General features: G+C 66.2%; 13 protein-coding genes. 10 read left to right on the top strand and 3 right to left on the bottom strand.

Features of this window, described 5'->3' with window-relative positions; translation table 11 throughout:
• The 4 genes from D0D37_RS11875 to D0D37_RS11860 form a co-directional block, all read left to right on the top strand.
• Positions 1-1,731: ALF repeat-containing protein (locus D0D37_RS11875; RefSeq protein WP_208719907.1), on the top strand; the 1,731-nt coding region annotated here is incomplete at its 5' end.
• Between the two features lie 177 nt (positions 1,732-1,908).
• Complete coding sequence (locus D0D37_RS46520; RefSeq protein ID WP_162834174.1) at positions 1,909-2,652, top strand: hypothetical protein; 744 nt, start codon at positions 1,909-1,911, stop codon at positions 2,650-2,652.
• On the top strand, positions 2,649-3,005 hold the full coding sequence (locus D0D37_RS11865; RefSeq protein ID WP_116200558.1) for a hypothetical protein: 357 nt from the start codon (positions 2,649-2,651) through the stop codon (positions 3,003-3,005). Before D0D37_RS46520 ends, D0D37_RS11865 begins: the two co-directional genes overlap by 4 nt.
• A gap of 114 nt (positions 3,006-3,119) precedes the next feature.
• A complete protein-coding gene (locus D0D37_RS11860; protein ID WP_116200557.1) occupies positions 3,120-3,305 on the top strand; it encodes a hypothetical protein in 186 nt (61 codons plus the stop codon).
• A 493-nt stretch (positions 3,306-3,798) separates the two neighbouring features.
• Here the strand turns inward: D0D37_RS11860 and D0D37_RS11855 are convergent, their stop codons facing one another.
• A complete protein-coding gene (locus tag D0D37_RS11855; RefSeq protein WP_116200556.1) occupies positions 3,799-4,056 on the bottom strand; it encodes a hypothetical protein in 258 nt (85 codons plus the stop codon).
• Between the two features lie 937 nt (positions 4,057-4,993).
• On the opposite strand from D0D37_RS11855, the gene D0D37_RS11850 reads away from it, so the two are divergent.
• The 6 genes from D0D37_RS11850 to D0D37_RS11825 all read left to right on the top strand — a co-directional run bounded on the left by D0D37_RS11850 (position 4,994) and on the right by D0D37_RS11825 (position 9,911).
• Positions 4,994-6,235, top strand: a complete 1,242-nt coding sequence (locus tag D0D37_RS11850) for an MFS transporter (RefSeq protein ID WP_208719906.1) — start codon at positions 4,994-4,996, stop codon at positions 6,233-6,235.
• A gap of 577 nt (positions 6,236-6,812) precedes the next feature.
• Positions 6,813-7,982, top strand: a complete 1,170-nt coding sequence (locus D0D37_RS11845) for an AlbA family DNA-binding domain-containing protein (RefSeq protein ID WP_279630281.1) — start codon at positions 6,813-6,815, stop codon at positions 7,980-7,982.
• A 345-nt stretch (positions 7,983-8,327) separates the two neighbouring features.
• Complete coding sequence (locus tag D0D37_RS47390; protein WP_208719905.1) at positions 8,328-8,471, top strand: hypothetical protein; 144 nt, start codon at positions 8,328-8,330, stop codon at positions 8,469-8,471.
• Positions 8,472-8,940: 469 nt separating this feature from the next.
• Positions 8,941-9,162: a LacI family DNA-binding transcriptional regulator gene (locus tag D0D37_RS48795; RefSeq protein ID WP_425266922.1), complete on the top strand. Its 222-nt coding sequence runs from the start codon at positions 8,941-8,943 to the stop codon at positions 9,160-9,162.
• A complete protein-coding gene (locus tag D0D37_RS11830) occupies positions 9,120-9,311 on the top strand; it encodes a hypothetical protein (RefSeq protein WP_116200553.1) in 192 nt (63 codons plus the stop codon). The genes D0D37_RS48795 and D0D37_RS11830 overlap by 43 nt, the downstream gene beginning before the upstream one ends.
• A gap of 330 nt (positions 9,312-9,641) precedes the next feature.
• Entirely contained in the window at positions 9,642-9,911 is a 270-nt protein-coding gene (locus tag D0D37_RS11825) for a hypothetical protein (protein ID WP_244223481.1), read from the top strand.
• 349 nt (positions 9,912-10,260) lie between these two features.
• On the opposite strand, the gene D0D37_RS47385 is transcribed toward D0D37_RS11825, so the two are convergent.
• On the bottom strand, positions 10,261-10,986 hold the full coding sequence (locus tag D0D37_RS47385; RefSeq protein ID WP_208719904.1) for a DUF6292 family protein: 726 nt from the start codon (positions 10,984-10,986) through the stop codon (positions 10,261-10,263).
• A gap of 109 nt (positions 10,987-11,095) precedes the next feature.
• Entirely contained in the window at positions 11,096-11,299 is a 204-nt protein-coding gene (locus tag D0D37_RS11815) for a cold-shock protein (protein ID WP_116200552.1), read from the bottom strand.
• Positions 11,300-11,511 lie beyond the last annotated feature (212 nt).

The raw sequence follows: 11,511 nt of genomic DNA, 5'->3' as shown, positions 1-11,511 counted from the left end.
GCGGCGGGGGCGGCCAACGCCGCTCAGGTCGCTCTCGGCGCGGCTGCCGGGGCAGGCAAGGCGTCTCGCGCCGCAGCCTCCGCGGCGGCGGCCGCGGGGATGGCGCAGCGCGCCGCCGCTCGGGCCCAACGCGCTGCCAGCGACGCGATCTCCGACCGCAAGGCAGCCGGTACCGCGCGGCAAGCGGCAGAAGACGCTGACAACGCCGCGAAAGCGGCGAAGGACGCAGCCGCCACCGTCGCGCACGTTGGTGAGGCAGCCCGGGCGGCGAAACGTGCGGCCGATGCCGCAGTCAGTGCCGCTGCCAACGCGGACGGCGCCGCCGGAGCCGCAGGCGCGGCAGGCGGCTACGCCCGCGAAGCGGGCGTCAAAGCCGAGCAGGCTACTGCCCAAGCCGCGAAAGCAAAGCGGGCTGCCGCGACCGCGACCCGCGCCGCGAACACCGCGCAAGCCCTTGCGCAGCAGGCTATTTCCGCCGCGATGGAGGCCAAAGCCGCCGCCGAATCAGCCGCCGGGCACGCGGAACGGGCAGCACAAGCCGCCAGGGAAGCCGCGGACCGCGCCGGCGACGCGGCGGACGCAGCGAAAGAATCAGCCGCGCACGCCGCCGAAGCACAGGGTGCCGCCGACGCGTCGCTCGCCGCCGCGGAACAAGCCCGCAAGATCGGCGAGATCGGCCGCGCCGCGGACGCGGCCCGGCTCGAAACCTGGCAAGACCAGGCTGTGGCCGACGCCGAAAAGGCAAAGCAAGAGGAAGCGGACAAGGCCGCCGACGTCGCCTGGCAGGTCGCCGACGCCGCGCGGCTGGACGCCGAGACCCGCACCCTGCTCGAGGCCGCGACAGCACCCGGTGCCACCCGTGAAACAGTCGTGTCCAGCGGGCGCAAGGTCGCGATGCGCCTCATGAACACCGGCGCGCCCTTTACCAAGGCCGCCGCTGAACAGGCCTTGATCGGAAACGACGACGTGGTCGCCGACTTCGTCGCCAGCACCCGGCTGACCGCGAACGAACAAGACGACCGCGCCCGGCTCGCCCAGATCGCCGACACCACCGACCGGCCCGGCCTGAAGACCGCCGCGGCGACCGCGCTGGCCGGCGACTACCCTGGCGTGACCCGGATGCTGGCCGGTCAGGACTACCCGGAACGCGAAACCGACGATCGCCTCCGCGTCGTCCAGCTCCCGAACTCCGGCGGACCCGCTGTCAAGGACGGTGCCTCGAAGGCACTCGATGCCCACACTCCTCCGGCGCTGCGGGAGTTTCTGGCCGTAGGCCAGCACTCCGCCCGCGAGCACGACGAACGCATCGCGGTCAACCAAGTCCTCTACAAAGGCGGTCCCGAGGTCAAAGCCGCCGCGCAGGCAGCTCTGTCCGGGCCGGTGTCCTACTTGCGGAAATTCCTCGACGTCGGACAACACCGGGCTGCGCAGCGCGACCACAACACAGCCGCCCACGCCGCCCAAGTAGCCCGTTACGTCGCCGAAGCCACCGAAGCCACCGAAGCCGCGCAGCAAGCCCAGGAGGCCGCCGCGAACGCGGCCAAAACTGCCGCACTGGCTCGCAACGCCGCCGCCGAGGCCGCTGGTTACGCGGCGCAGGCCGATCGGCACGCGTCGGCCGCCGCCGGCTATGCCGATGCGGCAGGCCGATCCGCTCGCGAGGCGCAGGAATCGGCCAAGAATGCCGTCGCCTCCGCCAAAGTCGCGCGCAATGCCTCGGCCACCGCGTAGCAAGCAGCCCGCGCCGCCGAGGCTTCCGCCGCGGCTGCGCGGACTTCAGCCGCCCGAGCCCGGTCTTACGCCATTGCGGCAGCTGACGCCGCCCGCATCGCGCGAAGAGCCGCTATCGACGTCGGCGCGGACGCGGTGAAGGCGGGAGAAGCCGCTGCGCATGCCGCAGGACTGTTCTTGGAGCGGCATAAGCAAGAAACTCTGGACGGACTGAAAGGCGCTGTCGCCGACGTCCAGGTGGAGGCGACACGCTACGACAACGGCACAGCTCTGCTCGTCGTCGACGGAACCTGCCACCTGAACGGCATCGAATCACCGGGCGGCCTCGGTGTCTCCTGCGGTGTCCTCGCCGCCAGCTTCGATCAATGCATCGACGACTTCGGTTTTGTCTTCGGCAAACCCAATGTCGACGAGAAAGACCTGCCGGCCTTCTATCTCAAGGTCTACTGCAAGTACTCGCCTGGTCAGTGCGGATATGCGCTTACTGTCCAGCCAAGCCGCTACGAAGGAAAAATCTTTCCCGGCTTAGAGAACGGCCCCGTTCTCGGCGGCGGCGGTTTCGGCCGGCTCGGACGCTTGGGCAAGCTCGGCGAAATTGCCGGAAAAAACATCGTACCCGAAAGCGGTAAATTCGGGAAGACGCTCCAGTCGATGGAAGACGTGTTCGCCAATCCGCAACTGCTTCGAGGGAAACTTCCGGACGAGGTCGAGAAAGTCTTGAAGGAAACGCCGGGCTGGCGGATCGAGACGCTTGGCAAGGGAAGCCACCAGGGAGAGGGGTGGGTGATGCGCAAGTACAATGAGCGCGGAAATCCGACCGGACCTCAGCTGCGGTGGCACCCTGGCGGCGGGCATCATGGGCCCGAGCCGTACTGGCGGGTCGTCGGTCCCAACGGAGACCTGGGAGGAATTATCCGATGACTTCGGAGCAAGTCCGTTCGCAATTGCGCTCGCTGGTGCGTGCGGTCGAACGCCTCGCGGAACCGGCCGCTTCGCAGGTTGCTTACCTGCGCGATCTGCGGACCTATCCGTCCGCGGACGAGCTGGCTCTGGAATTCGACGCCATGCGCGGGTTCGTGCCTGAGCTTTCCGAATCAGGTCTGGTCACGCGTTCCGCGGTCGCGATGCTGGATGCGATAGACGAAAAACTGGCGGAGATGAGCGGCGGCGAGAACGAGGGGCTGTGGCACGCGGACGCGCTGGAGAGCTCAGCTGACTGGAAGATCGTGCGGACGCTCTCGAGGGATGCACTGGTCCAATTGAAAATACCTTGAGTGATGTGTTCATCGTGTGGCGGGATATCGCGACTGGCCGGGGTGTGATGCTCGGCTGTCCGTGCGCGCGACGCACGGGCAGCCGAGTGGGGCGACTGCCGAAAGTTGGCTGCGGTGGTCGGGTTTTCGAGAATCCGCAGGACGGACGCCGGTAAAGCACGCCCGCTCAAGCGGTATCAGCCGAACGAAATCGAGCCCGCCGTCCTGCTGGCGCTTGAGGAGGCGGCCAGAGCGGCCGGGATCCGAACCAAGCTGATCGAGGTCATCCGGTCGGAGTTGGTTTCCGGCAGCCAGCAATAGCGGAGGAACTGGACCCGCGTGCCGGGAAGTTGTTGTTGGACTTGGTGAACGTCGTGATCGCCGAGGCGGGGTCGAGGGTGAGCAGTTGCGCATCGCGGACGTCCGACGGCAAGCCGAATAAGGTGCCGCGAACCGTGTCGCTTGTGGCCGGAGGGTTCCTCGCACCACTGCCGCGTGGCGGCCTCTGCCAGTGCCCACCGACTTGCTGCGGTGCCGGTGCCGGGAGTCTGAGCTGATCCGGAAGGCCACGGGCGTGCAGGCGCGGCGAACGACAACCCGCGAGCCTCGGTACATGAGCGGCAGGCCGTGCCGCTTGAGAGTTGCCTTGGGGATGAAATGGAGCAGGGGCCGACATTCGTAGTAGCGGTAGCTGGTGCGCGGAACGAAGATCACGTTGTGGTCTCCGCGGTCGGCGACTGCCCGGATCGCTGACGGCAGGTCCTCTTCGGCGAACATCAGCCTGCGGAGGCTGGGCGGCCTCCCATGGCAGGTTTCACTGCCCCAGTGCACCGACCAGCTCCAAATCAGTCTGGAAACCCGGCAGCGGAAGGCTCACGTACTCGGGTGGTAGCGGCTCGCGTGCGCGGAGGACCGCATTGAACAGAGATCCTGCTGACAGGTTCCAGCGTCGTGGGAAGTTCTCGGCGCTGGCCTGCTCTTCATCGTCATGCAGCAGTTCGATGTCGTCCTCGCGCTCAACCTTTTCCGTGTCGATCATGCTCGCTTCCACGGCGTCGACGGTGTTCGTCATGTATACCCCACGACACATCGCCTGCGTTTCATTCCGTGTCGCTGAGAAAAGTTTCGTTCCACAGTTCGCGCGCCGGTGAAAGGCTGAACTTGCTGTCGATCGCGGCGAGCCTGGTCGGTTCCGCGTTGCGAGCTACCGGTGAGCGCGGGGTGGATGACAACAGGCCAGATGTCGGTTTAGCGTGGAGTATCAGTCCTTCACCCATGGCATCCTGCAAGCCAGCGTGCTAAACAACCGCCCCGGCCCATCAGGCGTACGCGGTGCCCGCGGTCCACGCCAACGCGCTACATCGATGTCGGCAACAGCAACGCGGTGCTGTTCCGACGGACCTGCCCGACGAGAAGCGGGGAGATCAAAGACTCTGAGTCGACGCTCACTGAGGTCGAGTCGGCTGCTTGCCGTAAGTGCAAGATGGCTGGCTATTAGCACTGACGTTGGTGGAGTTCCTCGAAGCGATGGCCAGGACTGCGACCGGCAAGCTGTTGAAGAGCTGCAGGAGCGGTAGAGAAAGCCGCAGGACGGACGCCGCAGTTGACTGCACTTGACTGCAGTCCAACGCTGCTCAGCGTCGTTGAACCAGTTCTGCTCCAAGAAAACTCGCATGAATGCACGCTGCGCAAGCACACTCACCTGAGTGTCTCGCTGTGCGATCGTGTTGTCCAGAGCCTGCGTGACAAGGAAGGCCGGGTTCGGTCGTCGGCTGCGGAGATCGAAGATGTCAACCCAGGTCGAGCGGGTAAGCACATCGGTGACTTGTGCCGCAAAGTGGGCCAACCGGTCATACCCCCGTTCGCGCGGGGAGAACTCGATTCACGAGCAGCGCACGGACGTCGAGCTGGGACCACCCCTGCTCGCGCGGGAAAGATACGTACGCTGTGGGTGGCTTCTGACGGCCGGAATTCCGGTCCCGCACGTGCGCCACTGGGGGAGATTCGTGGTGACAGCATCGTCCAGTACAGCGGAGAAAACCGTGCTTCCCCGCATCTTTCACGTCTGGCTGGGCGGTGCTCTGGTGTCGCAGCTTGGCGACGCCGCTTTGTACTTCGCATTGGGGTGGGCGGCCTCGGCTCACGGCGGTGTGGCGGCCGGTTGGGTTCTGTCGGCGGTCGCGCTGCCGCGGACGATTCTGCTCCTGTTCGGCGGCGCCGTCGGCGATCGGCTCGGAGCCCGACAGGTCATGATCATCGGTGATGCCGTGATGCTGGTCGTCGCCGTAACACTGGCTGTCGTGTCGGGGGCAGCTGGGGCGCCGTTGGCCATTCTCGTGATAGCCGCTCTCATAGTCGGCACGAACGACGCCTTCTACCTGCCCTCGTCCGGATCGATGCCCCGCCGGCTCGTCGAGCCCGAGCTGCTCCCGCGGGCAGTCGCGCTTCGTCAGAGCGGAACGCAGGTGATTAGTCTGGTCGGTGCTCCTATCGGCGGTGCGTTGGTGGCATTCGCCGGGCTCTCCGCAGCGGCGTGGGCCGACGCGATTACCTTCGCTGTGGTGCTGGTCGTGCTGGTTGTGGTGCGTCCGCCGTTCACCCCGCCGTCGCCCGCGCAGCGCAAGCACATCCTGCGCGAGGTGTGGGAAGGGATCCAGGTCGCGGTCAGGACCTCCGGACTGGGACCCGTATTGTTGCTTGTGGCGGGCGCGGCGGGGTTCGTACTGCCTTTTGTTTCTCTGCTGATCCCGCTGCTTGCGCGAGAGCACGGATGGGGTTCGACCGGTGCGGGGTTTGTGGTCGGAGCCCAGAGCATGGGCACGATCGTCGTAACCCTGATTATCAGTCGCCGCGGGATCTTCGCCCGCCCCGGCATTGTTGCTGCGCTCGCGCTGGCTGTGGTCGCCGTGGGCGAACTGGCGGTCGGCCTCGCGCCGGCGCTGCCGATGGCCATCACGGGCGCGATAGGTGTCGGCGCGGCGAGCGGCATGTTCGTCAGCCACCTCAGCCCGCTGCTCCTCAGCGCCGCTCCTGATACTCATCTCGCTCGTGTCCAGGCAATCCTCTCGGTGATTCAGAGTGTGACTCTGTTGGCGACCAACAACATCATCGGATCGGTTGCCCATGCGCTTGGACCTCGAGCCGGGGCCTTCGTGTGTACGGCCGCGCTGCTTATATGCGCCGCGGCGGGACTCTTCAGCCGGCCCGTCCGCAGGATCGCCCGACCGGCAGGTCGGGTTGCGCGTTCTTGATGGTCTGTCCTCGATGGCATCGTCTGAACAAGGACAGCGGACGATCGTGCTAGCCACGACACTCGCGGTTGAAATGTCCGGCGGCGTATATCGGGTTTCGGCAGCGGCACCGCGACGTTGCGCGCGTATGAGCCTGCGAGGCCTGGCTGCGGCCGGATCGCTTTCTCCTGCCACGAGCCCGTGCACCCGCTCAACACGAACAGCTGGCCCGACGAACTGCCTGGCGTGCTCACTCCGGACGGGAATCCGTCCGGGGCGCTAGTCCTGGGGCAGTTCTCGTTTGGGGATGCCTGCGCTGACGTTGGTCGCGGAGCGGCGGGACGCGAGGCCGCCGCTGTTGCTGTTGTCTCAGGCGAAGCGCGCCGCAAAGTCCTGGGGGTCAAGTTAAGGCCGGAGATCCGCAAGATCCAGCGGTATATGTAAACCGCAGCAATCTGCGCGGGTCTCCCTATCATCCGTCTATGACGCGCAGCTGGACACGGATCCATGAACACCTCGGGTTGCCGCCTGGGCCGCTCGCCTTCGAGCACATCGCCGCAGTTGCGGAGGCCAAGCTGCCAGAGGCAGACGTGCTCGACTGGAAGGAGCCGTTGCCACGCCGCCGCGAGACGGCGCATGGAACGAGTTCGCGAAGGACGTCGCCGCCATGGCCAACACTCGTGGCGGCCTGCTGGTCTACGGGGTTGCCGACGACAAGACTTTGAAAGGAATCGATGCGGACGCTGTCGACGATCGGCAGTACGCGCAATGGCTGCGCAACCACGTACGTCCGTTCTTGACAGGCGTCACCTATGAGGTAATGCAAGCGGCTGACCAATCTGCGGCAGTGCTGGTCGTAGAAGTTGCAGCGAGCGAGTTTGCCCCGCATTCCGTTACAGGAACCGCGGCCCGGGACAAGCAGCAAAATGCCTTCGTGGTGCCCTTTCGCGACGGTGATCACACCGCATGGATGGAAGAACACCAGATCGCAAGAACGTACCGAGACCGTTTCGCCAGCCAAGAACGGCACGATCGAGCGCTTGCGAAGGCATGGAACGCGACTCACGAATTGCTTGTCGATCCTCTCGGAGACGACGCCTGGCTGGTCGTTGCTGCGCAGCCAGTACGACCATTGTCGCGACTCACTCCTGAAATCAATCGCCAGGACGTCGAGCGGATTCTGGAACAAACCCTTGCGGACACGGTCGGCCTGCGCAACGAAAGCCACTCCGACGTGATGGTCTTGCGCCACCTGGGCACCCAACGCCTCAATGCGCGCATCGGATTGCGCTCCTGGGTCGTCAGCAACGCGGTCGCCGCAGCCGACGTCGACCAGCTGCGGCCGACCTATCTACAGCTCGGGTATGAAGGTGCCTTGACATTCGCAGTCAACGTCAGCACAAGGACACTCAACGAGGAACCAGAGCCTGGCTTACTCGTGGTCAATTCCGATGTCGTGGAGGTTGCGATGTCCGAGGTCGTTAGCTTGGCCCGCGCTTTAGCTCGCCACCTTCACCACGACTCGCCGATCGGCGTCCATGCAGGGATCTCGGACCCGAGAGGAATCACGCACCGTTACGTGTGCGCTGTGCCGAACGGCTTCGGCAGGTTCGAAGTTCCTCGCACGTCGCGGAGGCCACGACGTATCCAACCCTGGACCACCGAACTCGTTCCGAGCGACCCGCCCGACACCGACCGCGTTGTCGCCGAACAACTCTCGGCCGCGATGCTGAACCAGTTCGGGGTGCAGTCTCGGCTGTACTTGTAGGTAGGCGGCGCGGCGGGTTGGGGCCGACTGTGTACCGGAGCGGCCGCGTGAGAAACCTGCCGGTCAGTCTTCGCTGGTGCGGGCTATGGCCGGGTCGTTGGCTGGTCGGCGGTGGAGGCGGGCGTGCCGGGCTGCGGCTTGGTCGAGTTCGTGCCGAGTTGCGGAGCCTCGAATGTCGGCAGCGCGGCTTGACGGGGCAACCTCGACATCATCTCTGGCTGCAGCGGCACCGCTGCGAACCCGGCCTCAACCCCTTCAGCTCGACCGCATCGAACACCTCGCCATACGCAGAGAAGACCGACTCGACGGACTCATCCACGCGTACCAACACGCGGCTTGACCTGCATGGGCGTAATTTTCGGCACTCGTACCGTCCGCGGCAAGACTCTGCCGCTCGACCGCGTACCCGACAGCGTCCGGGACATCCTCGCCAAGGCGGAAGCCAATCTCGCCGAGCTTCTAGCGGCTCTCCACACCGCGAGAACCTGAGAAATACGAAACCGAGATCACTCGGTCCTGAGCCGTATGCAGCCGTCCGATTCGCCGAGACCGCTCGAGATGCGCGGTGCCGACGAACAGGCACATCGAACGGCGCGGAGGCCATGTCGCTGTGCAGCTCGGCGAGCAGGTGCTCCGGGTCCGCCAGTTGGCGTTGAATCTTGCTCATCGGCGGGCTGCGGTGGCTCGTGAAGGAATCGTTCGGGATGACCATGGGGCAGGCGACCAAATTGCACACCACGGTGCGGACCCTGGTGAGCGTGCTCGGCCTGGCAGCGCTGGGGGTGCTGTCGATCTTCGTGTGAGGACACCGCGTCGCGCGGCAGAGGCAGCGCGTGGAGGCGGTGGTGACCGACGCGGCGGTCCGGGCCTGACCCGGCGCCGGAGGCAGCCCGGCGACGACCTGCCGGCGGTAGATTGGCCGTTGTGAGCCGAGTGACCTTGCTGGATGTAGCGGCGCGTGCGGGGGGTGTCGCGGGCGACGGCGTCGTTGGTGCTGCGGGGCACGGGTCGGGTGTCGGAGGAGACGCGGCAGCGTGTCATGGCCGCGGCGACCGAGTTCGGGTACGTCTACGACCGGGTCGCCGCGTCGTTGCGGACGCATTGGCCCATACACAGCTTCGTTGAACAGGAGACGACATGCAGTTCGCGAATGAAGAACGACAGGGGCCGCGGCAAGTGAAGGTCCTCGACCGTGACGATATCGGCTTGGTCGTCGACGAAGGCAAAAGCTTCGGCTCCGGAAGCGCTCATGTTTACTGTGTCGGCGTCCATTTCCCGGCGACAGGGGAAGTGAAGTTTTACGACAAGAGCAAGGTCACGACGGTCTGACGCCGCGACATCAACGCGACGCAGCCGCCCCGCGGAACAATTCGGTGTCCGCACCAGCGAGACGGCTCGGCAGCGAGGCGAGTTCGTCGGTGTCGACCGCGGCGGCTCGGCCGCGCGGACCCGGCGTCGGCCACGGAGCGTGGCAGGCTGCAGGAGCGTGTCGTCCGGCATCCCCGGTCACGGGCAAGTAGGCTCATCGGAACAACGCCCGGTTGATTGACGTCGCCCGCGCATCCTCGCCGACCGAAACTCATCCCGTCGTCCTGGCCAGCGTAGTCACGCCGCCGAACTCCGGCGGCGAACCTGACCGGCCTTCGAAGGGAACAACGGGTGCAGATCCAGATCAGCACGGACAAGAACGTCCACGGCAGCGAAGAACTGATCCAGCGGCTCGAGGCCGAACTCCAGTCGACGCTGTCGCGGTTCAGCGAGCACATCACCCGCCTGGAAGTCCACCTGAGTGACGAAGTGTCGACGGGTGCGGGAAGCGTGGACCGGCGGTGCGTGATCGAGGCGCCATTCGCAAGCTCGAAAGCGTGCTCGAAACCCAGTCCGGACGAGCGGACCACCGCAAGGGCGGGGAGTCCATCCGGCACATGACGGAGGACGGACCAAGATAACGCCGACCGGGACTTTCGCGGTGCGACGCGATACCAAGCCCGGCAACCGCATCAGAGGACGTTCCTTCGTCGATCACCGGCACGCAGAACATCTGTCTATGCCGCATGCCGGTCGTTCACGAACGCGCCGGCGGCCAACGAACCGCGTGACAACGCGTTCCGATCGAGCACTGGAGTTGGCGGTCCCACTACCGGCGACACGATGGTCCCTCTGCCCTGACAAACGACAGGAGGGATCGGCGTCCATGAAATCAAGTCGCGACGAGTTCGTCCGGCTTTGTCAGCGGCGCCGAATTCGGACGGCGTACGTCATTCCGGTTCCGCGTGGATCACGTGGTCGTGAAGGGGGATGCAGCTGACGGGCTGGCCGATCGCTGGCCAGGAAGTCGCGAAGGTCGTCGCTCGGCGAGGGATTGCAACGGCCTGTCTTGAGGTGGCGGCCGGACTCCGGATGCCCTCGAGCCGGCGTTCGGGAGACTGCGCGGGTGTGCGTTCAGGTGTGCCGCCAGGGCTGCCCGGTCGAGCTGGGCAGGCACGGGGCTGAGCTGGCCGTCGCGGTGTCCGCCGAGGACGTCGGTGACGAACTGCGCGACGGTGCCGGGCGGGGGTGCGATGTGGCCGCGGAGGTGGCGGATCACGGGCGGGTGGTCGTTGCCGCGCGGTTCGATCGCGACAGACCAGCCGAGCCGTTCGTCCCAGACGAGCATCAGGTCGCGGTGCGGGCGGCCGACGGCGCCGCAGGCCAGTCCGAGGTAGGCGGTGGCGGTGTCGGTGACTTCGTGTGTCACCGCGTCGAGGGGGACGCCGACCGCCTCGGCCACCTGGCGGACGTAGCCCGCCAGCGCGGAATCCAAGCTCGGTGTCGTGGTTCCGGCGGTGGGCTTGAGGTCCAAAATGGACAGCAAGAGGCTTTCGTCGTGCGGGTCGCGCGCCATCCGGGCGACTGTGCGCGCGGCGCGGACCCGGCATTGCTCGTGCTCGCGCAGGTGACGAGCACGAGAGGAGGCGAAATGCGCCGCCGGTCGTTCGCCTGGCGAAGCGGGGGTTGAGGTCACGGTCGGCACCTCGAACCCCGGAAAGTCGAACGCGGCGGAGATGCGGGCGGGCGGGCAGGCGCCGCTGGGCGTCCACGGCGACGCGGACGCCCAGCCGGCGTGACGGTGGTCAGAGGACCGACACCGCCGTGGCCTGCGGGCCGCGGTTGCCCTGGCCGACGTCGAACTGCACGCGGGCGTTCTCGTCGAGGCTGCGGAAGCCGCCGCCGCTGATTTCCGAGTAGTGGACGAACACGTCGCTGCCGCCGTCGTCGGGGGCGATGAATCCGAAGCCCTTTTCGGAATTGAACCACTTCACAGTGCCTTGGGACATATCAGTATTCCTTGTCGCGTCGAACATGCGGCACAACCTCGTGCGAGGCGGCCGGGCCGCGAGCGTGAAACCAGGGAAAGCCGGAAAGGCACCGAGACGACGCTCGCCAAAAACCTCTGCGGCGTCGGGAACAACGAGCACAAAAATCTTCAACCGCAAACAGTGGAGCACATCGGCGGGCGAGCCGTCAAGCGGGACGCGCGCCTCGCCCC

It is taken from the genome of Amycolatopsis circi (assembly GCF_003385235.1).
Taxonomy (GTDB): Bacteria; Actinomycetota; Actinomycetes; order Mycobacteriales; family Pseudonocardiaceae; genus Amycolatopsis; species Amycolatopsis circi.
Note: the sequence above shows the minus strand (reverse complement) of the source record. Positions and strands in the feature narration are given on the sequence as shown.

Bases quoted from the DNA above. Each gene is read 5' to 3' on its own strand.
- D0D37_RS11865 (WP_116200558.1), top strand. From the start codon at position 2,649: ATGACTTCGGAGCAAGTCCGTTCGCAATTGCGCTCGCTGGTGCGTGCG.
- D0D37_RS11855 (WP_116200556.1), bottom strand. From the start codon at position 4,056: ATGACGAACACCGTCGACGCCGTGGAAGCGAGCATGATCGACACGGAA.
- D0D37_RS47390 (WP_208719905.1), top strand. From the start codon at position 8,328: ATGGGCGTAATTTTCGGCACTCGTACCGTCCGCGGCAAGACTCTGCCG.
- D0D37_RS11830 (WP_116200553.1), top strand. From the start codon at position 9,120: ATGCAGTTCGCGAATGAAGAACGACAGGGGCCGCGGCAAGTGAAGGTC.
- D0D37_RS11815 (WP_116200552.1), bottom strand. From the start codon at position 11,299: ATGTCCCAAGGCACTGTGAAGTGGTTCAATTCCGAAAAGGGCTTCGGA.